Here is a 22,672-nt window from a genome sequence, read left to right on the forward strand (position 1 = left end):
GGGGACATGGCTACCCATCTGATCACCGGCGCGGGCTCCGGCATCGGCGCCGTCGTCGCCGAGCGCCTCGCCGAACGCGGGGACGACCTCTGGCTGCTGACCCGCGACGCCCGCCGGGCCGCCGAACTGCGGGAGCGCTTCCCCGGGGCCCGGACGCTGGTCGGTGACCTCGGTGACCCGGCCAAGCTCTCCTGGGCCCTCGGCCACCAGGAGCTGCCGGTCCGGCTGGACTCCCTGCTGCACATCGCCGGCGTCGTCGAGCTGGGCCAGATCGGCGACCTGCCGGTCAAGGCCTGGCAGGACACCCTCGCCGTCAACCTGGTCGCCCCCGCCGAGCTGACCCGGCTGCTGCTGCCCTCGGTCCGGCTGGCCAAGGGCCATGTGGTCTTCGTCAACTCCGGTGCGGGGCTGCGGGCCAGTGCCGAGTGGGGGGCGTACGCGGCCAGCAAGCACGGGCTGCGCGCGCTCGCCGACTCGCTGCGGCTGGAGGAGCACGAGCACGGCGTCCGGGTCACCTCGGTCTTCCCCGGCCGGGTCGCCACCGCGATGCAGGTCAAGGTGCACCAGCAGGAGGGCAAGGAGTACGACGGCGACCGCTGGATCGCCCCCGAGTCCGTGGTCAAGGCCCTGCTCACCGCCATCGACCTGCCGCGCGACGCCGAGATCACCGAGATCACCGTCCGCCCGGGCCGCTAGGGCCGCTAGGGCCGGGCACCATGCCCGGGAGCAGGGAGTCGGCCGGTCCGACTTCCTGTTCCCGCCCCCCATTTATCGGTGGCGTCGCGGAACCCCCTGTGGAATCATCCGTTCGCCCTCCGGCGGATCAGGCGTCCTGAGGGCTGTCCCGCCGGATCGTCCGGCTTTTCGCCCAGGGGGGCCTCCAATTTCCAGAACTCGCACAGCACTGGCTGTGGGCGCGGTGCTGATCGGCTCGATAGGCCTGCCGGCCGTCGGAACGGTCGGCGCGTCCGCTGCGGCCGGCACGCTCTACGTCAACAACGCCGCCGGTGCCAACTGCACCGACGGCGGCAGCGGCACCCAGGCCGCCCCGTTCTGCCACGTGGCCGCGGCGGCCGCGGTCGTCCAGCCCGGGCAGACGGTCGAGATCGCCGCCGGCGCCTACAACGACACCGCGGTGATCGTGACCCGTTCCGGTACGGCCGATGCCCCGATCACCTTCCGCGGCCCGGCCCATCAGTACTCGCCCGGTGGCCCCGCCAACCTCACCGGTGGAGCCCCGAACCACCCGGACAGCGCCCTCGTGGTCCGGGGAGCCGATCACCTCAGGTTCGAGAACCTGAGCCTCGGCGCCTACCAACGGCCGGCCGTGGTGGTCGACGGCGGACACGACGTCTCCTTCACCAACGTCTCGGCCTGGGGCGGCGGCGTCCGGATCACCAACGGCTCCGACCGGGTCGTCTACGGTCGCGGTGACTTCGACTACCTGCCGGGCCCGGTGTTCCAGGTCGACGGCGGGTCCACCGGGACGGTCCTGACCACCAACGTGGTCCGGGCCAACAACGTCAACGACATGACCGGCATCCTGGTCAAGGACGCCCCGAGCACCACCGTGGTGAGCAACACCGTCTACTCGTCCTGCTTCGCCGGCATCGTGCTGGACGGCTCCTCGGGCGGTGCGGTCGTCGAGAACAACGTGGTGAACACGGCGGACTACCGGACCAAGGCGTGCGGAACGCCCGGCAGGGCCACGGGGATCACCGTCGCCCAGAGCGCCACGGCCGGTACCAAGGTCGACTACAACGTCGTCGACCCGATCAGTGGCGCCGCCGCCTACAACTGGGCCGGTGTCGCCTACACCAGCCAGGCCGGCTTCACCGCGGGCAGCGGCGGCCAGGGCGTCCACGACTTCGTCGCCCCGACCTACGTCCCGAAGGGGCCGAACGCGCCGATCGACCACACGATCGACTCGGCCGACGAGACCGCCCCCGGCATACTGGCGACCGACCGAGGTGGCTGGGCGCCCGTCGACGACCCGACGGTGCCCAACACCGGGACGGGCAAGGGCTACCGCGACCGCGGCGCGTACGAGCACCTGGACATCGGCTCCGCGTTCACGCCGGCCGGTCCGACGCGTCTGCTGGACACTCGCGAGGCGGTCGGTGTGCCGCAGAAGCAGGCCGTCCCGGCCGGTGGCACGGTGGACCTCCAGGTCGCGGGCATGGCCGGCATCCCGGCCGAGGGTCTCACCGCCGTGACCATGAACGTGACCGTGACGGAGACCCAGCAGGCCGGCTTCCTGACCGTCTACCCGCACGGCGACGAACTGCCGAACGCCTCGAACCTCAACTGGGCGGCGGGGAGCACGATCCCGAACCTGGTGACGGTGCCGGTCAAAGACGGCAAGGTCTCCTTCCGCAACTCCTCCGGCGGCACCGTGCAGGTGATCGCCGACCTGGCCGGCTACCACAGTGCCAAGGGCTCGCTGTTCCACGCGCAGGGCCCGACCCGGCTGCTGGACACTCGCGAGGCGGTCGGTGTGCCGCAGAAGCAGGCCGTCCCGGCCGACGGCACGGTGGACCTCCAGGTCGCGGGCGTCGGTGGCATCCCGGCGAGTGGTGTCACCGCGGTGACGCTGAACGTCACGGTGACGGAGCCCCAGCAGGCCGGCTTCCTGACCGTCTACCCGCACGGCGACACGCTGCCGGACACCTCGAACCTCAACTGGGTGGCCGGCCGCACCATCGCCAACCTGGTGACGGTGCCGGTCAAGGACGGCAAGGTCTCCTTCCACAACGCCTCCGGCGGCACCACGCACGTGGTCGCCGACCTCGCCGGCTACTACAGCGACGAGGGCAAGGTCTCCTACCGGCAGGCCGGACCGGTCCGGGTCCTGGACACCCGTGAGCACACCTACTACGAGATGGGTGACCGTCCGGCCGCACCGGTCCTCGCCGGCGAGACCGTGGACATCCCGTTCGACATCCCGAACGTCGCCGCGGTCACCCTGAACGTCACGGTGACCGAACCCCAGCAGGCCGGCTTCCTCACCGTGTACCCGCACGGTGACACGCTGCCGGACACCTCGAACGTCAACTTCGAGGCCGGCGAGACCATCGCCAACCAGGTCGTGGTCCCGGTAAAGGACGGCAGGATCACGATCCGCAACTCCAGCGGCGCCCCGGCGCACATCGTGGTCGACCTGTTCGGCTACCAGGCGTACTGACACCAGGCGTACTGAGCCTGGCGTTTCTCCTGAGCGGCCCCGGTACCGAGCCCAGCGCTCGGTGCCGGGGCCGTCGGCGCTCCGGATCTCGTACGCTTCCGGGGTGAGCAACGGACACTCCTTCCCCGACCTGCGCGGCGCCGCCACCGGCGTCGGATCGCTGCCCGGCACCGACGCGCGGGAGGCCGCCAAGACCTCCACCGGGGCGCTGGAACAGCTGCCGTTCCTCCCCGAACTGCCGGCCCGCGGCCCCGGCGCCGACATGATCGGACGCGGAGCCGGCCTGCTGGTCGAGCTGTTCGCGCAGACCGAGCCGAGCGGCTGGCGGTTCACCGACCGCCCCGGCCGCGACACCCGGCGCGCCCACTCCTGGCTCGGCGAGGACCTGGACGCGCTGGAGGAGTTCACCCAGGGCTACCAGGGCGCGCTCAAGGTCCAGGCCGTCGGGCCGTGGACGCTGGCCGCCGCGATCGAGCTCAGGCACGGCGAGAAGGCGCTCGCCGACCCCGGCGCCTGCCGCGACATCGCCGGCTCGCTCACCGAGGGCCTGCGCCGCCATCTCGCCGACGTCCGCAAGCGCATCCCGGGGGCGGAGGTCGTGCTCCAGCTCGACGAGCCCTCGCTGCCCGCCGTGCTGGCCGGCGACGTGAAGACCGCCAGCGGCTTCCAGCGGCTGCGCTCGGTCGACCGCCAGGTCGCCGAGGAGGTGCTGCGCGAGGTGATCCGGGGCCTCGACGCCCCCGTGGTGGTGCACTGCTGCGCGCCGCGGGTACCGATCCCGCTGCTGCGCCGGGCCGGAGTGGCCGGGATCTCGCTGGACTTCACGCTTCTCACCGACCGGGCGGACGACGATCTCGGCGAGGCGGTCGAGGCCGGCACGATGATCCTCGCGGGTCTGGTGCCCGCCGTTGACCTGCCCGTTTCTCAATCAACGGCAGTGTCCGACCCGGCCGGTATGGTCCAGGGTGTCAGGACGTTGTGGCGCAGGCTCGGGTTCGCCCCGGAGCTGCTGGGCCGGCGCGTGCTGGTGACACCCACCTGCGGACTGGCCGGGGCCTCCCCGGCCGGTGCGCGCAAGGCGCTGTCACTGAGCGTGCGGGCGGCCCAGAGCCTGGTGGACAACCCGGAATGAGAACGTAGGAGGGCTTGCGGTGGTGGCTGTCGAGGGCTGGGAGGAGATCCCGGCGGAGGTCCGCAGACGGCACGCCGAGCTGGCGGCCGAGATCGAGGACCACCGCGCCCGCTACTACGAGCAGGACGCGCCGATCATCAGCGACGCCGACTTCGACGCCCTGATGCGGGCGTTGGAGGCGCTGGAGGCCGAGCACCCGGCGCTGGTGACGCCGGACTCCCCGACCCAGCGGGTCGGCGGCGCGCCCACCGTGCTGTTCGCCCCGGTCGAGCACCGGGAGCGGCTGCTCAGCCTGGACAACGCGATGGACGACGACGAGCTGGCCGCCTGGGCCGAACGCGTCGCCGCCGAGCTGGCCGGCATCGACTACCACTACCTCTGCGAGCTCAAGGTCGACGGCCTGGCCGTCAACCTCACCTACGAGAACGGCCAGTTGGTGCAGGCGGCGACCCGCGGCGACGGCCGGGTCGGCGAGGACATCACCGCCAACGTCCGCACCATCAAGGAGATCCCGCACCGGCTCAAGGGCGACGACATCCCCGAGCTGGTGGAGATCCGCGGCGAGGTGTACTTCCCGACCGACGCGTTCGAGGCGCTCAACGCCTCCTTCGCGGAGGAGAACGAGCGCCGCCGGCTGGAGAACGAGGAGCGCGCCAAGGAGGGCAAGCGCCCCCGGGCGATGATCCGGCTCTTCATGAACCCGCGGAACGCCGCCGCCGGCTCGCTCCGCCAGAAGGACCCGCTGATCACCGCCGCCCGCCCGCTGCACATGGTGGTGCACGGCATCGGCGCCCGGGTCGGCTTCGACATCGACAACCAGTCGCACGCCTACCAGCTGCTGCACGACTGGGGCCTGCCCACCGCCCGGCACAACAAGGTGGTCGGCACGCTGGCGGAGGTCCGCGCCTTCATCAAGCACTTCGGCGAGCAGCGGCACTCGGTCGAGCACGAGATCGACGGTGTGGTCGTCAAGGTGGACGAGATCGCCCTGCAGGGCCGGCTCGGCTCCACCTCCAAGTCCCCGCGCTGGGCCATCGCCTGGAAGTACCCGCCGGAGGAGGTCACCGGCAAGCTGGCCGAGATCAAGATCGGCATCGGGCGCACCGGCCGGGCCACCCCGTACGCGGTGCTGGCCGAGCCGGTCAAGGTGGCCGGCTCGATGGTCCAGTACGCGACGCTGCACAACCAGGACGTGGTGAAGGCCAAGGACGTCCTGCTGGGCGACACCGTGGTGCTGCGCAAGGCCGGCGACGTCATCCCGGAGATTCTCGGCCCGGTCTACGACCTGCGGGACGGCGACGAGGTGCCGTTCGTGATGCCCTCGCACTGCCCCGAGTGCGGCGAGGAGCTGCGGCCGATGGCCGAGGGGGACATCGACCTGCGCTGCCCCAACGCCCAGTTCTGCCCGGCCCAGATCCGCGAGCGGATCGCCTTCCTCGGCGGGCGCTCGGCGCTGGACATCGAGGGCCTGGGCTACGTCGCGGCCACCGCGCTGACCCAGCCGCTGGCGCCGGTCGGGGCGCCGGTGGGGAACGAGGGCGACATCTTCGGCCTGACGGTGGAGCAACTGCTGCCGATCAAGGTGCTGGTGCGCGACCAGAAGACCGGCATGCCCAAGCTCGACGACGAGACCGGTGAGGAGAAGGAGGTGTTCTTCTTCGCCACCACCACCGGGGCGCCGAAGAAGAACACCGGGCTGATGCTCGACAACATCGAGAAGGCCAAGGACCGCCCGCTCTGGCGCTTCCTCAACGGCCTCTCGATCCGGCACGTGGGCCCGGTCGCGGCCCAGGACCTGGCCCGGGAGTTCCGCGACCTGGACGCGATCTTCGCGGCGGGCGAGGAGCGGCTGGCCGCGACCGACGGCGTCGGCACGGGCACCGCGCGGTCGATCATCGAGTGGTACCAGGTGGACTGGCACCGGGAGATCGTGGAGAAGTGGCGCGAGGCCGGCGTCCGCTTCACCGAGGAGGCCCCCGAGGAGGAGGCCGAGCGCCCGCTGGAGGGCCTGACCGTCGTCGTCACCGGCACGCTGACCGGCCACACCCGGGACGGCGCCAAGGAGGCACTGACCTCGCGCGGCGCGAAGGTGACCGGGTCGGTCTCGAAGAAGACCCACTTCGTGGTCGCCGGGGACAATCCCGGGTCCAAGTACGACAAGGCGGTCCAGCTCGGGCTGCCGGTCCTCGACGACGCGGGTTTCGCCGTCCTGCTGGAGCAGGGTTCCGCCGCGGCCCGGGTCCACCTGGGCCTGCCGCCGGAGCCCGTGGTCGAGGAGCCGGTGAAGAAGGCGCCCGCGAAGAAGCGCGCCGCGAAGGCCGCGGCGGAGCCTGCGGCGGACGTCACGGCCGGCGGCGCGGCCGACCTCGCTGCCGACCTCGCTGCGGACCTCGGCGCGGAGGCCGCCGGACAGGAGCCCGCGGCGGAGGAGCCCGTCGAGGGCTGACCCGCGCGCGGAAGCCCGGGATTTGTCTTGTTATCGTCCTGATGCACCGTCATCAGGTGCCGCACGGTGAAGGCGGGCATTGTGTCACCGTGCGGCACCGGAGCGCGGTGGCGCTTTTCCGGTTGTCCGAAAGTCTGCCCACCGGGTGGGCCCGGGAATACCCTTGAGCGCAACAGAGTGTCAGCAGGGGTGGGGGCACCGGCTGAGCCGGTTCTCCGCGGGGTCGCTCCATGCCCGGCAGCTGCCGGCGCCGGTACGGTGCTTCACCGTTAAGGCGGCCTGACGGGGCGGTCCCGACGGAGGACAAGGCTTATGGATCGTACGACCGGCGGTGCGCCCACACGCCCGCCGCAGGGGGTGGCAGGTGCGGTCCTGCTGCTCGGCGTACTGCTGGCCGGCGCCGCACCGCTCATCCCGCTGGCCGTCCTGGTCTACCGGTACGAGCCCGAGCTGTTACCGCTGTTCGCGGTGCCCCTGGCCGTCCTGGTCGCGGCCTGGCGGATCGCCCGGGACCGGGCCCGGGACCAGCTCACCGACCCGCTGACCGACCTGCCCAACCGACAGGCCCTGCTGCTGGCAGCCCAGGAGGCCATCGCCGAGCACGACGAGGGCTACAGCGTCGGTCTCATCCTGCTCGACCTCGACCGGTTCCGGTCGCTCAACGACACCCTCGGCCATACCGCCGGCGACCGGCTGCTGGTGCACATCGCCCGCCGGCTGCACCGTGCGCTGCGCTCCGGCGGCCCGCCGGGCAGCGCGACCAGGGGATCGATCGACGACGTCTTCGCCGGGCTGCCCCCGCGCTACCGGCGCGGCCGCCCGCTGGTGGCCCGGATGGGCGGCGACGAGTTCGCCGTCCTGCTGCCCGGCATCGGCTGCCCGAACACCCTGGAACGGGTCGCCAAGGCGCTGATCGCCGAGCTGGCGGCGCCGATCCGGCTGGACGGGCTGCTGCTCGTCCTGGAGGCCAGCGCGGGCGTCTGCGTCTACCCGCAGCACGCCCAGGACGCCGAATCGCTGCTGCGCCGCGCCGATGTGGCGATGGCCCACGCCCAGCGCGGCCACAGCTGCGTCGAGCAGTACGACGAGGCCCAGGACGCCGACACGCCCTACCGGATCGGCCTGCTCGGCGATCTGCGGCGGGCCCTGGAGACCGGCGAGGTGCAGCTGCACTACCAGCCGAAGGTGGCCTTCGACGGCCGGGTGGTCGGACTGGAGGCGCTGCTGCGCTGGGAGCGCCCCGGCCAGGGCAAGGTCTCGCCGGACGAGTTCGTCGGGCTCGCCGAGTCCAGCGGTCTGATGCCCCGGCTGACCGACTACGTGCTGGAGGCGGCCGTCGGCCAGCTCGCCCACTGGCGCGAGCAGGGCCTCCAGGTGCAGGTGGCGGTGAACGTCTCACCGCGCGACGTGCTCAACCCCGGCTTCGCCCAGCGGGTCGCCGGGCACCTGGTCCGCCACCAGGTGCCCGCCCACGCGCTCCAGCTGGAGATCACCGAACGGCTGCTGCTGGACGACTCGCGCCGGGCCGCCGACACCCTGGCCGAACTGCGCGGCTACGGCGTCGGGATGTCCCTGGACGACTTCGGCACCGGCCACTCCTCACTGGTGCGGCTGCGCAGCCTCCCGGTCGGCGAGCTGAAGATCGACCGCTCCTTCGTCTCCCGGATGGTCGCGGACGACCACGACGCGGCCGTGGTCCGCTGCTCGGTGGAGCTGGCCCACTCGCTCGGGCTGACCGTGGTCGCCGAGGGCGTCGAGGACGACGAGACCTGGGAACGGCTGCACCTCATGGGGGTGGACGCCGTCCAGGGCTGGCTGGTCTCGGCGGCGCTGCCGGCCGAGCAGGCCACCGCCTGGCTGCGGGTGCACCGGACCGGCGCGCCGCCGGTGGAGCGGATGTCCGCGGCCACGCAGCTGCCCCCGGGCATGCAGCCGGTCCTGCCGCCCGTGCTGCCGCCCGTCCTGCCGCCGGTGATCCAGGCGGTGCAGGCCGCGCAGATGGAGATCCAGGCCCCAGGCGTCCCCAACTGGGCCCCGACCAGGCCGCAGTAGTCCCGCCCGCGGCCGCTGTGACCGGTCCGCGCGCTCACTCGTTGGCCGGTGGCCGGGTCGGGCCCCATAGGATGGGGGCCAAAGACCAAGAGGACGGGGCCGCCGAGCCGGCTGCCCCCGCCCGGGCCCGGCACCGCCTGACCGCATCGCCGGGCCTCACCAGAACTCACCCCTGAGGATCGCTGCATGCCTGGCATCACGCGCGAGGAGGTCGCCCACCTCGCTCGGCTGTCGCGTCTTGAGTTGCAGGCCGAAGAGCTGGACCACTTCGCCGAGCAGCTCGACGTGATCATCGGCGCGGTCGCCCGCGTTTCCGAGGTCGCCGGACAGGACGTCCCGCCGACCTCCCACCCGCTGCCGCTGACGAACGTCATGCGCGCGGACGAGGTGCGGCCGTCGCTCACCCCGGACCAGGCGCTGGCCGGCGCCCCGGCCGCCGAGGAGCAGCGTTTCCGTGTGCCGCAGATCCTCGGGGAGGACTGAACCACCCATGACTGACCTGATCCATCCCTCCTCGCCCGCCTCCGGCGAGGAGGGTCCCTCTGCCACTGGAGCAGCTGCCATGGGCATCACCAAGTGGACGGCCGCCGACACGGCCGCCGCCATCGCCAAGGGCGAGGTCTCCGCCGTCGAGGTCGCCCAGGCCCACCTGGACCGCATCGAGGCCGTCGACCAGAAGGTCAACGCCTTCCTCCACGTCGACACCGAGGGCGCGCTCGGCGCCGCCCGCGCCGTCGACGAGAAGCGCGCCAGGGGCGAGGAGCTGGGCCCGCTGGCCGGCGTCCCGCTCGCGCTGAAGGACGTCTTCACCACCAAGGGTGTCCCGACCACCTGCGGCTCCAAGATCCTCGAAGGCTGGATCCCGCCGTACGACGCCACCCTGACCTCGCGTCTCAAGGACGCCGGCGTGGTGATTCTCGGCAAGACCAACATGGACGAGTTCGCGATGGGCTCCTCCACCGAGAACTCCGCCTACGGCGTGACCGGCAACCCGTGGGACCTCAGCCGCATCCCCGGCGGCTCCGGCGGCGGCTCGGCCGCCGCGCTGGCCGCCTACGAGGCCCCGCTGGCGATCGGCACCGACACCGGCGGCTCGATCCGCCAGCCCGGCGCCGTCACCGGCACCGTCGGCGTCAAGCCCACCTACGGCTCGGTCTCCCGCTACGGCCTGGTCGCCTTCTCGTCCTCGCTGGACCAGGGCGGCCCGTGCGCCCGGACCGTGCTGGACGCGGCGCTGCTGCACGAGGCCATCGCCGGCCACGACCCGCTGGACTCCACCTCGATCGACGCGCCGGTCCCGGCCGTGGTCGAGGCCGCCAAGCGGCGCGACATCCGCGGCATGCGGATCGGCGTGGTCAAGGAGTTCGCCGGCGAGGGCTACCAGGCCGGCGTGATGCAGCGCTTCAACGAGTCCGTGGAGCTGCTGCGCGAGCTGGGCGCCGAGGTCGTCGAGGTCTCCTGCCCGTCCTTCACCCTCGCGCTGCCCGCGTACTACCTGATCGCGCCCAGCGAGGCCTCGTCCAACCTGGCCCGCTTCGACGCGATGCGCTACGGCCTGCGGGTCGGCGACGACGGCACCCGCTCCGCCGAGGACGTCACCGCCCTCACCCGTGAGGCCGGCTTCGGCCCCGAGGTGAAGCGCCGCATCATCCTCGGCACCTACGCCCTCTCCTCGGGCTACTACGACGCCTACTACGGTTCGGCCCAGAAGGTCCGCACGCTCATCTCGCGCGACTTCGACGCCGCCTTCGCGGGCGTGGACGTGCTGGTCTCCCCGACCACCCCGACCACCGCCTTCCCGATCGGCGAGCGCGCCGACGACCCGATGGCGATGTACCTGGCCGACCTCTGCACGATTCCGTCGAACCTCGCGGGCAACGCGGCCATGTCGCTGCCCTGCGGACTGGCCCCGGAGGACAATCTCCCGGTCGGCCTGCAGATCATCGCACCCGCGATGGCGGACGACCGCCTGTACCGCGTGGGCGGCGCCGTCGAGGCCGCACTCAACGACAAGTGGGGGCACACCCTGCTGGAGGAGGCACCGGCACTGTGAGCAAGATCGAGAAGGCGAAGGGCTTCAAGCACTCGAAGCCGGGTCTGTGGCTGTCCATCGGTACCAGCGCCTTCGGCGCGGTGTCGATCGTCAAGGACGTCAAGAAGGCCCGCGGCGAGCACGACACCCTGAAGCTGATCAACGCCCTGGTCGGCGCCGCGGCCCTGGTCACCGGCACCGCCCTGCTGGTGCGCGAACTGCGCCGCCTGGGCGACGACGACGTGCTGCTGGGCTGAGCGCCCCGGCCCGGCCCCGCGCGAGCGGCGGCCGGGCCCGTACCTCCCAAAGACTTTTAGCGAAGGGGACGCTGTGAGCGTCAAGAACCTGGTCTCCTACGAGGACGCTCTCGCGTCGTACGACCCGGTGATGGGCCTTGAGGTCCACGTCGAGCTGGGCACCAAGACCAAGATGTTCTGCGGTTGCTCGACCGAGCTGGGCGCCGAGCCGAACAGCCAGGTCTGCCCGACCTGTCTGGGCCTGCCGGGCTCGCTGCCGGTGGTCAACGCGATCGGCGTGGAGTCGGCCGTGAAGATCGGTCTGGCGCTGAACTGCGAGATCGCCGAGTGGTGCCGGTTCGCGCGGAAGAACTACTTCTACCCGGACATGCCGAAGAACTTCCAGACCTCGCAGTACGACGAGCCGATCGCCTTCAACGGCTACCTCGACGTGCAGCTGGAGGACGGCTCGACCTTCCGGGTGGAGATCGAGCGCGCCCACATGGAGGAGGACACCGGCAAGTCCAGCCACGTGGGCGGCGCCACCGGCCGGATCCACGGCGCCACGCACTCGCTGCTGGACTACAACCGGGCCGGCATCCCGCTGATCGAGATCGTCACCAAGCCGATCGAGGGCGCCGGCGAGCGGGCCCCCGAGGTCGCCAAGGCGTACGTCGCCGAACTGCGCGAGCTGATCAAGGCGCTGGGCGTCTCCGAGGCCCGGATGGACAAGGGCCAGATGCGCTGCGACGTCAACCTGTCGCTCCGCCCCAACGGCACCGAGACCTTCGGCACCCGCTCGGAGACCAAGAACGTCAACTCGCTGCGCAGCGTCGAGCGGGCCGCCCGGTTCGAGATCCAGCGGCACGCCACCGTGCTCATCGACGGCGGCACCATCATCCAGGAGACCCGGCACTTCCACGAGGAGGACGGCAGCACCACCTCCGGCCGGATCAAGGACAACGCCGAGGACTACCGCTACTTCCCCGAGCCGGACCTCGTCCCGATCGCGCCCTCCCGCGCGTGGGTGGAGGAGCTGCGGGCCGGGCTGCCGGAGCTGCCGCGGGTGCGCCGGGCCCGGCTGCAGGCCGAGTGGGGCCTGTCCGACAAGGACATGCAGTCGGTGCTGAACGCCGGTGCGGTCGAGCCGATCCTGGAGACCATCGCCGCGGGCGCCCCGGCCGACCAGGCCCGCAAGTGGTGGATGGGCGAGCTGGCCCGTCGCGCCAACGAGACCGGCACCGACCTGAGCGAGCAGCCGATCACCCCGGCGCAGGTCGCCCGGGTCGCCGCGCTGGTCGCCGAGGGCAAGCTGAACGACAAGCTGGCCCGCCAGGTCATCGAGGCCGTGCTGGCCGGCGAGGGCGAGCCGGACGAGGTCGTGGCGAAGCGCGGCCTGGCCGTCGTCTCGGACGACTCCGCGCTCGGTGCCGCCGTCGACCAGGCCATCGCCGAGAACGAGGCGATCGCCGCCAAGATCCGTGACGGCAAGGTCGCCGCGGTCGGCGCCCTGGTCGGCGCGGTCATGAAGGCCACCCGGGGCCAGGCCGACGCGGCGCGCGTCAAGGATCTGATCCTGGAGCGGCTTGCCGTGGAAGGACAGTAGGCGCAGTCTGGAGCGGCTTGCCGTGGAAGGACAGTAGGCGCAGTCTGGAGCGGCCGGGCGCTGCCTAAGCGGCGGCCGAGGCTCCTAAGGCCCGCGCTAAGGCCCGCCCAGGCCCGCCGAGCGCGGCCGGCTGAGCACCGAGGCCCGGATCCGCCCCCTTACCGGGGTGGATCCGGGCCTTCGCCGTTCCCCGGCCGGTCCGGCTAAGGCCCGGGCGGGCCGGAAGATGCGGCAGGCTGCCGATGCGGCACACCCCCCTTGCGGAGGAGGCTCATTCCAGATCGAGCGGATCGATCGGACCGAGAAGCAACCACGAGGGGAACCACCGTGATCGAGTACGAGCTCATCCAGCAGCAGGTGCGCGAGCTCCACGCCCGCGCCGACCGGCAGCGGCTGGTCCGCGAGGCGCGGAACGCCCGGCGGGCCCAGAGCCGGCCGGTCGCCACCCGTGCCGAGCGGCGCGCCACGCGCCTGCGCGAGTGCTGACGGACCGGCACCGGGGCGGTGCCGAGGCGAGCCGGGAAGGGGAGGTGCCGCAGGACGGCGCCTCCCCTTCCGGGCGTCCGGAGGGCGGGATAACCGCTCGGCCCGGTCAGGCGGCCTGTGGCATGCTCGCCTCCATGCAGCAGATATCGGTGAGTCCCGTCTTCGTCGGCCGCGGCACCGAGATCACCGCACTGACGGACGCGCTGCGACGGGCCGGGTCGGGGCACCCGCAGGCGGTGCTGATCGGCGGCGAGGCCGGCGTGGGCAAGACCCGGCTGCTGGAGGAGTTCCTGGCGCGGGCCTGCGGCACCGGGGGAGTGGTGACCACCGTCGGCGGCTGCCTGGAGGTCGGCGCCGAGGGCCTGCCGTACGCGCCGCTGGCCACCGCGCTGCGCCGGCTGCACCGCGGCCTCGGACCCGAACTGGAGGCCGCCGCGGCCGGCAGCGAGGGCCATCTCGCCCGCCTGCTGCCCGAGTTCGGCGAGGCCGACGGCGAACCGAACGACGAGTACGGCCGGGCCCGGCTGTTCGAGCACACCGCGAGGCTGTTCGAACGGCTCGGCACGGACCGTACCCTCGTCCTCGCCGTCGAGGACCTGCACTGGTCCGACCGCTCCACCCGGGAGCTGTTCGCCTACCTGGTCCGCACCCTGCACCGGGTCCGGGTCCTGCTGATCGCCACCTACCGCACCGACGACCTGCACCGCCGCCACCCGTTGCGGCCCTTCCTCGCCGAGCTCGAACGGCTGCGCACCGTCCAGCGTCTGGAGCTGGAGCGGTTCGGGCCGGGGGAGGTGGCCGCGCAGCTGGCCGGCATCCTCGGCACCGCCGTCCCCGACCGGCAGCTCGTCGACCGCATCCACCGCCGCTCCGAGGGCAACCCCTTCTTCGTCGAGGAGCTCGCCACCGCCCTCCACGACGGCTGCCGGGCCGGGCTCACCGACTCGCTGCGGGACATCCTGCTGGTCCGGGTCGAGGCGCTGGACGAGGAGACCCAGCGCGTCCTGCGGATCGCCGCCGAGGGCGGCTCGACGGTCGAACACGCGCTGCTCGCCGCCGTCCTGGAGGACGAGGAGGCGCTGATCGAGTCGCTGCGGACCGCCGTCGGCGCCAGCATCCTGCGCCCCGACCCGGACGGGGACGGCTACCGCTTCCGGCACGCGCTGGTCCGCGAGGCGGTCTCGGACGACCTGCTGCCCGGCGAGCGGCACCGGATCAACCGCCGCTTCGCGACCGTCCTGGAGGAACAGCCGCAGCTGGTCGGCGCGGACGTCCGCCCGGCCCGGCTGGCCAACTACTGGTACCACGCGCACGATCCGGCCCGCGCCCTGCCGACCGCCCTGGACGCCGCCCGGGAGGCCCGCCGGCGCAACGCCTTCGCCGAGCAGCTGGGCATGCTGGAGCGTGCCCTGGAGCTGTGGGACCACGTCTCCGAGGAGGTGCTGGCACACACCCTGCGCCCCTACGACTGGGCCGAGACCTACCCGCCGTGCGCCTGCGCGGCCGGCGCCCACGACCCGGGCTGCGACCGGCTCCAGTTGATCGACGTGCTGGCCGAGGCGGTGGTCGCGGCCCGCCGCAGCGGGGACCGCGAACGCGGGCTGAGCTTCGCCCGGCGGGCGCTCAAGATGGTCGACGAGCGGGAGAACCCGGCCCGGGCGGCCTGGTTCCGGATCAACCGGGCCCGGATGCTCGGCCATCTGCGCCGCTCCGGCGACGAGGAGGAGATCGCCCACGCGCACCGGCTGGTCGAGCACCTGCCGCCGTCCGCCGTGCAGGCCGAGGTGTTCGCGCTCGGCGCCGGCGCCGCGATGCTCAAGAACCCCGGGCACGAGCAGGTCGAACTCGCCGAGCGGGCCGTCCTGATCGCCGGTGAGGTCGGCGCGCACGCCGTCGAGCAGCACGCCAGGATGACGCTCGGCTATCTGCGCAACGACCTCGGCGCCGACCCGGAGACCGCCCTCGCCGAGCTGACCGCCGCGGTGGAGGCCACCCGGCCGCTCGGTGTGCCGGACGTGCTGCTGCGCGGCCTCAACAACCTGGCCAGCATGCTGCGCGGGCTGGGCCGGGCGGAGGAGGCGGTGGCGGTGGCCCGGGAGGGGCTGGAGTACGCGGACGGCAACGGGCTGGTGCGCAACATCGGCACCATCCTGACCGGCAACCTCGCCGAGGCGCTGATGGACCTCGGGCGGATCGAGGAGGTCACCCGGGTGCTCGCCGACGGCGACCTGACCAGCCCGACCGGCACCCATGCCGAGTTCCTGGACCGGATGCGCGGTGAACTCGCCATGCTCCGCGGCGACCTGGCCGAGGCGGCGGAGATGCTGGCGCAGGCCAGGACGGCCAACCGGATCGGCCAGGTCCAGCACTCCGTGCCGATCAGCCAGCTGGCGGTGCGGATCGCCGCGCGGAGCGGGCGCCCGATGGAGGCCAGGGCCGAACTTCTCGCCGTGCTGGAGGGCGAACTGCCGCGCGGCTACGAGTCGGACCTCCTGCCGCTGCTGGTGGACGGGGCAGGGGTGGAGGCGGACACCCGGGGCCTGCCGGAGGCCGGCCCGGACCGTGCGCGGGTGCTGGCCCTGATCGCCGCCACCGCGGCCGGGCTGGTCCCCAAGGCGCCGCTGCACCACGGCTGGGCCAGGCTGCTGGAGGGCGAACTGGCCCGTGCCGAGGGGGCCGACACCCCGGCGCACTGGGCGGCCGCCGTCGAGGCGCTGCGGCCGACCGGCCTGCCGTACCCGCTGGCGCTCGCGCTGCTGCGGGCCGGCGAGGCCGAGGTGCTGGCCGGGCGCCGTGAGGCCGCCGCCGAACTCCTGCGCGAGGCACGGGAGCTGGCCGGGGCCCGGTCCGACCGGCCCCTGCTGGCGGAGATCGCCGGTCTGGCCGACCGGGCCGGACTGGCCCTCACCACGTGCCCGGCGGGGCGGGCGAAGACACCGCTCCCCGGTGACTCCTTCGGCCTCACCCCCCGTGAGCGGGACGTGCTCCGATTGCTCGCGCAGGGCCGCACCAACCGGCAGATCGCCGAGGTTCTGTACATCTCGCCGAAGACCGCGAGCGTGCACGTCTCCAACATCCTCGGCAAGCTGGCGGTGGCCGGCCGGGGCGAGGCCGCCGCGCTGGCGCACCGGTTGCGGCTCTTTCCGGACGAGCCGGTCCCGGCCGGCCGCTGATCCACGCACCGCCCGGCGCCGTCGGGGCACCGGCCTGGCCCGGCCCGATGATCGCCGGGCGCTGCCGCGTGCTCCCGTGCGCGCCGCGTGTGCCCCCTCCCGCGCGCCGCCGCCAACCGGGCCGATCCGGCGGAATCGGGTGCATTTCCCTACCCCCCGGCCATTACTCTAAGTTGAGTGTGCGTGTCATTGAGTGACCGAAGTGGTGTAGGGTCCCGATCGGGAACATCGGTGCGGTGCGGCGACCGGAAGGCAGTCCACCCCCTGGGCCACCGCCCTGACGGGGCGCCAGGTCACCGCGTACGGCCACCAGGTGCGCGGCCGGTGGCCCGTGGCCGGGGCGCCAGGCCCCGGGCCGGAGGGGGAGAGGCCGAGTGAGCTCCACCGATGCGGTGCTGCCCGGAGCCGGACGGCCGGGCGCACCGGACGCCGACATGTCCGCGACCGACCGGCGCGGCCCGGTCTGCCGGCTGCTGTCCAGCCGGCGATTGCCCGGCGTCGTCCTCGCCGTGCTCTGCCTGGCCTACACGCTGGGCGCGTCCCTCGGCTGGGGATCCAGCCAACTCGCGGTCTTCATGGGTGACTTCGGGCTGGCGGCGGCGGCCCTCGCGGCCGCGCTGTCCTGTCTCGCGTACGGCTGCACGGTCGGCGGGCACGCCCGCCCGGCCTGGCTGCTGTTCGGACTCTCCTCGCTCATGGTCTCGTTCGGCAACGGCACCTGGGGCTGGTACGAGCTGGTGGACCGTACCCGGCCGCCGCAGGAGTCGCCCGCCGAGTACGCCTTCCTGCTGTTCGCCCCGCTCGCCATCACCGGCGTGCTGGTGCTCGCCCAGCGTCCGCGCAACGCCGCCGGCTGGCTCTGCCTGCTGCTGGACGGCTGGCTGGTGGCCGGCTCGCTGTTCACCCTCAGCTGGAGCCTGGCGCTCGGGCGGATCGCCGCCGGGGAGGACGGCTCCCCGCTGCGCCTCGCCCTCAACCTGGCCTACCCGGTGCTGGACATCCTGCTGGTCAGCCTGGTGGTCGGACTGCGGTTCGGCGGCCGCGACGGCAACCGGGCCGCGGTGCACACCGCGATGGTGGGCCTGGCCGTCACGGTGCTCTGCGACGCCCTGTTCACCTCGCCCGAGCTGCGCAACAGCTACCACTCGGGCGAGCTGCTGGACGCCGGCTGGTTCGCCGGCAGCCTGCTGCTGGCCTGGGCGCCGTGGTCGCCGCGCTGGAGCCGTCCGATGCGCGAGCACCCCTCGGCGGGCGGCCTGCCGCGCCGCCGGGTGGCCACCACGTTCAGCGCGCTCACCCCGTACGCGGCGGCCGCGGTCTGCACCGCCGGGATCCTCTACAACGCCCTCGGCGGGCGGCCGTTGGACCGGGTGGTGGCGGCGGCCGCCTGCACCGTCGGCCTGGCGCTGATCCTGCGGCAGGGCGTGATGCTGCTGGACAACCTCTCGCTGGCGCAGGAACTCGCCCACAAGGAGGCGCACTTCCGCTCCCTGGTGCAGGGCTCCAGCGACGTCATCATGATCGCCGGCGCGAACGGTGTGCTCTCCTACGTCTCCCCGGCCGCGCTCGGCGTCTACGGGCGGGACCCGGGGGAGCTGGTCGGCGGGAACCTGCTCGACCTGGTCCACCCGGAGGACGTGGACCGGGTGCTGCTGGAGGTCCGCCGCTTCCTGGCCCGGGTCCGGCTCGCGGCCCACCGCTCCCCGGGCGCCGCCGAGCCGTCCGCCCGGGTGGAGTGCCGGATCAGCGCGGGCGCCGGCGAGTGGCTGCACGTCGAGTCGACCGTCAACCGCTACCGCGACGGCCTGATCCTCAACAGCCGGGACGTCACCGAACGGGTGATACTGCAGGCCCAGTTGCAGCACAACGCGTTCCACGACCCGCTCACCGACCTGCCCAACCGGGCGCTCTTCGCCCAGCGGCTGCGGGCCGCGCTCGGCGCCCGCGGCCCGCAGGGCTCGGGCGGCGCCGGGATCGCGGTGCTCTTCCTCGACCTGGACGGCTTCAAGGCGGTCAACGACAGCGCCGGCCACCAGGTCGGCGACGAACTGCTGGTGCAGGCCGCCCGGCGGCTCCAGGGCGCGGTGCGCTGCGGGGACACCGTCGCCCGGTTCGGCGGGGACGAGTTCGCCGCGCTGGTCTGCGGCCCGCTCGGCCGGCTCCAGGTGCAGGAACTCGCCGAGCGGCTGCGGACGGCGCTCTCCGAGCCGTACTGGATCGGCGGCGCCGAACTCGGCGTCGCCGCCAGCATCGGCATCGCCTTCGGCACCCCCGAGCGCGGCCAGGCCGTCGACCCCAGGGCGGCCGCCGACGAGCTGATGCGCAACGCCGACCTCGCGATGTACCGGGCCAAGTCCGAGGGCAAGGGCCGGGTGGTGCTCTACAACCCGGCCATGCGCGCCGACCTGGAGCGCCGTACCGACCTGGAGGAGCGGCTGCGGATCGCCGTCCGGGAGGGCGGGTTCACGCTGCTGCACCAGCCGGTGGTCGACCTGGTCAGCGGCGCCGTCACCACCGTCGAGGCGCAGGTCCGCTGGCGCTCGGCGCAGGGGCTGCTGCTCACCCCCGCCGAGTTCCTGCGCTCCGCCGACCACGGCGAAGCGGCCGGCCGGTTCTCCCGCTGGCTGGTCCACGAGGCGGTGGCGGCCGCGGCGGCGCGGCGCGGACTGCCGGCCAGGGTGCGTTCGGCGCCCGTCCCGGTGCCGGTCTCGGTCCGGCTCTCCGCCGAGCGGCTCTGCTCGCCCGGCATGTACGAGGCGGTGGCCGCGGCGCTGCGCGACAGCGGGCTGCCGGCCGGCCAACTGGTGGTCGAGGTGGCCCGGATGGGCCCGGACTCGCTGGCCGACGACCTCGGCCGCCGGCTCGCCGCCCTGCGCCGGCTCGGCGTCTCCACCGCGCTGGCCGGCTTCGGCACCGGCGACGGCTCGCTCGGGGCACTGGCCCGGCTGCCCTTCGACGGCCTCAAGCTGGACCGCACCCTCGTCCAGGAGGTGGCGGAGCCCGGGCTCGGCCGGACGCTGGCCGGACACGCGCTGCGGCTCGGCCGCGACCTCGGCCTGGTGACCGCCGCCGAGGGGGTGGACCTGCCCCGCCAGGTGACCGCGCTGCAGGAGCTGGGCTGCCGGCGGGGCCAGGGTTCGGCCTTCACCCCGCCGCTGGAGGAGGCCCGGCTGCGGCGGGCGCTGGCCCGCCGGGTCTACCCGCTGCCGAGACCGCTCGGCTCGCTCTCGGCACGGCGCGCGTACCTGATCACGGACACCCGTACGAGTGGCCGGGGGGAGGGCGGTCCGGGGCGTGTCGTACATCACCACAGCGGCTCCGACCTGCCCGAACACCAGACCGCGGCCGGTCCGGGGCACGGTCCGCATGGCGAGACTGTCATCCCACCTGCTTGACAGTCGGCCCCGCTCGGGAGGAAGGTCGTTGCCATGCGCACCCGAATTCTCGTACTTGGCGGGCGCGTCGGCTGAGCGGGCTCACACGCCCTGCTTGTGACAGACCGACGCGCCACCCCTCGCATGCCTGCCCGGGCACGAGGGGTTTTTTGTTGCACTGACGCTGTTCCACCACCGCAAGACCCCTGGCCCCAGCCGCCCGGCAGTCCCGATAAAAAGGGAAAAGTCGGACGATTGAGGCAGAGCCGGCGATCGGCCCGGAACCGGGACCCCACCCTCGACACCGCGGGGCCCGCAACCACCCGGGCCGGCGAAGAACCGAGAAGAGACAGGCAGATGACTGAGCACGCCGCATCCCCCCGCCGCGGGGACACCCCGGCCGCCCACGCTCCCGCTCCCCAGCACGTCGTCGAGACCATGACCGGCGCCCAGTCGCTCATCCGCTCGCTGGAGGCCGTGGGCGCGGACACCGTCTTCGGCATCCCGGGCGGGGCCATCCTTCCCGCGTACGACCCGCTGATGGACTCGGCCAAGGTGCGCCACATCCTGGTCCGCCACGAGCAGGGCGCCGGCCACGCCGCCACCGGGTACGCCCAGGCCACCGGCAAGGTGGGCGTCTGCATGGCCACCTCGGGCCCGGGCGCCACCAACCTGGTGACCCCGATCGCCGACGCCTACATGGACTCGGTGGCGATGGTCGCGATCACCGGCCAGGTCTCCTCCAAGGCGATCGGCACCGACGCCTTCCAGGAGGCGGACATCTGCGGCATCACCATGCCGATCACCAAGCACAACTTCCTGGTCACCGACCCCGCCGAGATCCCCCGGGTGATCGCCGAGGCGTTCCACATCGCCGCCACCGGCCGCCCCGGCCCGGTCCTGGTCGACATCGCCAAGGACGCGCTGCAGGCCACCACCACCTTCCGCTGGCCGCCCGAGACCTCGCTGCCGGGCTACCGCCCGGTCACCAAGCCGCACGCCAAGCAGATCCGCGAGGCCGCGAAGATGCTGGTGAGCGCCAAGCGCCCGGTGCTGTACGTCGGCGGCGGCGTGCTCAAGGCGCACGCCACGGCCGAGCTGCGGATCCTCGCCGAGCTGACCGGCGCACCGGTCGTCACCACCCTGATGGCGCTCGGCGCCTTCCCCGACAGCCACCCGCAGCACCTGGGCATGCCCGGCATGCACGGCTCCGTCCCGGCGGTCACCGCGCTGCAGAAGGCCGACCTGCTGTTCACCCTCGGCGCCCGCTTCGACGACCGCGTCACCGGCAAGCTGGACAGCTTCGCCCCGTACGCCAAGGTCGTCCACGCCGACATCGACCCGGCCGAGATCGGCAAGAACCGCCCGGCCGACGTGCCGATCGTCGGCGACGCCCGCGAGGTGCTGGCCGATCTGATCGTCGCCGTCCAGGCCGAGTTCGACGCCGGCCACAAGGGCGACTACACGGACTGGTGGGTCAAGCTCAACGAGTGGAAGAAGACCTACCCGCTGGGCTACGAGGCGGCCCCGGGCGGGCAGTTGTCCCCGCAGCAGGTGATCGAGCGGATCGGCCGGCTGGTCGGCCCGGACGCGATCTACGCGGCGGGCGTCGGCCAGCACCAGATGTGGAGCTCGCAGTTCATCCAGTTCGAGAAGCCGGCCACCTGGCTGAACTCGGGCGGCGCGGGCACCATGGGCTACGCCGTGCCGGCCGCGATGGGCGCCAAGGCGGGCCGTCCGGACGTCGCGGTCTGGGCGATCGACGGCGACGGCTGCTTCCAGATGACCAACCAGGAGCTGGTCACCTGCGCGCTGAACGACATCCCGATCAAGGTCGCGGTCATCAACAACGGCTCGCTGGGCATGGTCCGGCAGTGGCAGACCCTCTTCTACAACCAGCGCTACTCCAACACCGTGCTGCACTCCGGCCCCGAGCACGACGGCATCGAGCCGCCGGCACAGGGCACCCGGATCCCCGACTTCGTGCTGCTCTCCGAGGCGATGGGCTGCGTCGGCCTGCGCTGCGAGCGCCCGGAGGACCTGGACGCGGTGATCAAGCAGGCGATGGAGATCAACGACCGCCCGGTGGTCATCGACTTCATCGTCCACCAGGACGCCATGGTCTGGCCGATGGTCGCGGCCGGCACCAGCAACGACGAGATCCAGTTCGCCAAGGGCGTCCGGCCCGACTTCGGCGACGACCTCGACTGAGGCCCGTCCGTTGCCCACCGCCACCCCTCCCACGACCGGCTGCGCCGGGCCCCTCCTAACGACCTAGGAAACAGAGACACATGTCCAAGCACACCCTCTCCGTCCTGGTCGAGAACAAGCCCGGCGTGCTCGCCCGCATCGCCGCCCTGTTCTCCCGTCGGGGCTTCAACATCGACTCCCTCGCCGTCGGCCCGACCGAGCACCCGGACATCTCCCGGATGACCATCGTGGTCAACGTCGAGGACCTCCCGCTGGAACAGGTCACCAAGCAGCTCAACAAGCTCGTGAACGTGATAAAGATCGTCGAACTCGACCAGTCCGCTGCGATCCAGCGGGAACTGGTCCTGGTGAAGGTCCGGGCCGACAACGAGACCCGGTCGCAGATCGTCGAGATCGTCCAGCTGTTCCGCGCCAAGACGGTCGACGTGTCCCCCGACGCGGTGACCGTCGAGGCCACCGGCAGCTCGGACAAGCTGGAGGCCATGCTCCGGATGCTGGAGCCGTACGGCATCAAGGAGCTGGTCCAGTCCGGCCTGGTCGCCATCGGGCGGGGCGCCCGCTCGATCACCGACCGTTCGCTGCGCGCTCTCGACCGCAGCGCCTGAGCGCCCACCGCCGTCCCTCCCCGGGACGCGCCACGCGCTGTCTCACCCCCTGAAGCACTGCCCCACACCCCCGCCGGGTCCACGTACGGTAGGAACCGCAGTACCCGGCAAGACCATCACGCAAGGAGATGTGCC

13 protein-coding genes and 1 pseudogene are annotated in these 22,672 nt (G+C 72.8%); all 14 read left to right on the plus strand.

From position 1 onward, the window contains the following. The first annotated feature begins 6 nt into the window (after positions 1-6). The 14 genes and pseudogenes from ACIP82_RS19895 to ilvN all read left to right on the plus strand — a co-directional run bounded on the left by ACIP82_RS19895 (position 7) and on the right by ilvN (position 22,537). The gene (locus tag ACIP82_RS19895; protein WP_400654750.1) at positions 7-696 is read left to right on the plus strand and encodes an SDR family oxidoreductase; all 690 of its coding nucleotides are present in this window, start codon (positions 7-9) and stop codon (positions 694-696) included. Between the two features lie 214 nt (positions 697-910). Further along, a complete protein-coding gene (locus ACIP82_RS19900) occupies positions 911-3,184 on the plus strand; it encodes a right-handed parallel beta-helix repeat-containing protein (protein WP_363610765.1) in 2,274 nt (757 codons plus the stop codon). Positions 3,185-3,287: 103 nt separating this feature from the next. Beyond that, positions 3,288-4,316, plus strand: a complete 1,029-nt coding sequence (locus tag ACIP82_RS19905) for a methionine synthase (protein WP_400654753.1) — start codon at positions 3,288-3,290, stop codon at positions 4,314-4,316. A gap of 22 nt (positions 4,317-4,338) precedes the next feature. Next, positions 4,339-6,762: an NAD-dependent DNA ligase LigA gene (gene ligA / locus ACIP82_RS19910; protein WP_400654788.1), complete on the plus strand. Its 2,424-nt coding sequence runs from the start codon at positions 4,339-4,341 to the stop codon at positions 6,760-6,762. Positions 6,763-7,137: 375 nt separating this feature from the next. Then, positions 7,138-8,884: pseudogene (locus ACIP82_RS19915) on the plus strand (putative bifunctional diguanylate cyclase/phosphodiesterase); the annotation flags it as partial. A 116-nt stretch (positions 8,885-9,000) separates the two neighbouring features. Beyond that, positions 9,001-9,297, plus strand: a complete 297-nt coding sequence (gene gatC, locus ACIP82_RS19920) for an Asp-tRNA(Asn)/Glu-tRNA(Gln) amidotransferase subunit GatC (RefSeq protein WP_030302932.1) — start codon at positions 9,001-9,003, stop codon at positions 9,295-9,297. Positions 9,298-9,376: 79 nt separating this feature from the next. After that, complete coding sequence (gatA, locus tag ACIP82_RS19925; RefSeq protein ID WP_363610773.1) at positions 9,377-10,867, plus strand: Asp-tRNA(Asn)/Glu-tRNA(Gln) amidotransferase subunit GatA; 1,491 nt, start codon at positions 9,377-9,379, stop codon at positions 10,865-10,867. After that, on the plus strand, positions 10,864-11,103 hold the full coding sequence (locus ACIP82_RS19930; RefSeq protein ID WP_363610775.1) for a hypothetical protein: 240 nt from the start codon (positions 10,864-10,866) through the stop codon (positions 11,101-11,103). The genes gatA and ACIP82_RS19930 overlap by 4 nt, the downstream gene beginning before the upstream one ends. Positions 11,104-11,176: 73 nt before the next feature. Further along, positions 11,177-12,688 (plus strand): Asp-tRNA(Asn)/Glu-tRNA(Gln) amidotransferase subunit GatB, encoded by a 1,512-nt coding sequence (gene gatB / locus ACIP82_RS19935; protein WP_363610777.1) that lies wholly within the window; start codon positions 11,177-11,179, stop codon positions 12,686-12,688. A 327-nt stretch (positions 12,689-13,015) separates the two neighbouring features. Then, a complete protein-coding gene (locus ACIP82_RS19940; RefSeq protein WP_400654756.1) occupies positions 13,016-13,174 on the plus strand; it encodes a hypothetical protein in 159 nt (52 codons plus the stop codon). 134 nt (positions 13,175-13,308) lie between these two features. After that, positions 13,309-16,347 (plus strand): AAA family ATPase, encoded by a 3,039-nt coding sequence (locus ACIP82_RS19945; RefSeq protein ID WP_400654758.1) that lies wholly within the window; start codon positions 13,309-13,311, stop codon positions 16,345-16,347. Between the two features lie 434 nt (positions 16,348-16,781). Beyond that, the gene (locus ACIP82_RS19950) at positions 16,782-19,742 is read left to right on the plus strand and encodes a putative bifunctional diguanylate cyclase/phosphodiesterase (RefSeq protein WP_400654791.1); all 2,961 of its coding nucleotides are present in this window, start codon (positions 16,782-16,784) and stop codon (positions 19,740-19,742) included. 336 nt (positions 19,743-20,078) lie between these two features. Then, positions 20,079-21,932 carry an acetolactate synthase large subunit gene (locus ACIP82_RS19955; RefSeq protein WP_363610783.1) on the plus strand — a complete coding sequence of 618 codons (1,854 nt, stop codon included), beginning with the start codon at positions 20,079-20,081 and terminating at the stop codon, positions 21,930-21,932. A gap of 80 nt (positions 21,933-22,012) precedes the next feature. Then, positions 22,013-22,537 (plus strand): acetolactate synthase small subunit, encoded by a 525-nt coding sequence (ilvN, locus tag ACIP82_RS19960; protein ID WP_363610785.1) that lies wholly within the window; start codon positions 22,013-22,015, stop codon positions 22,535-22,537. The last annotated feature ends 135 nt before the right edge of the window (positions 22,538-22,672 follow it).

Source organism: Kitasatospora sp. NPDC088548 (assembly GCF_044753005.1).
In the GTDB taxonomy this organism is placed as follows: domain Bacteria; phylum Actinomycetota; class Actinomycetes; order Streptomycetales; family Streptomycetaceae; genus Kitasatospora.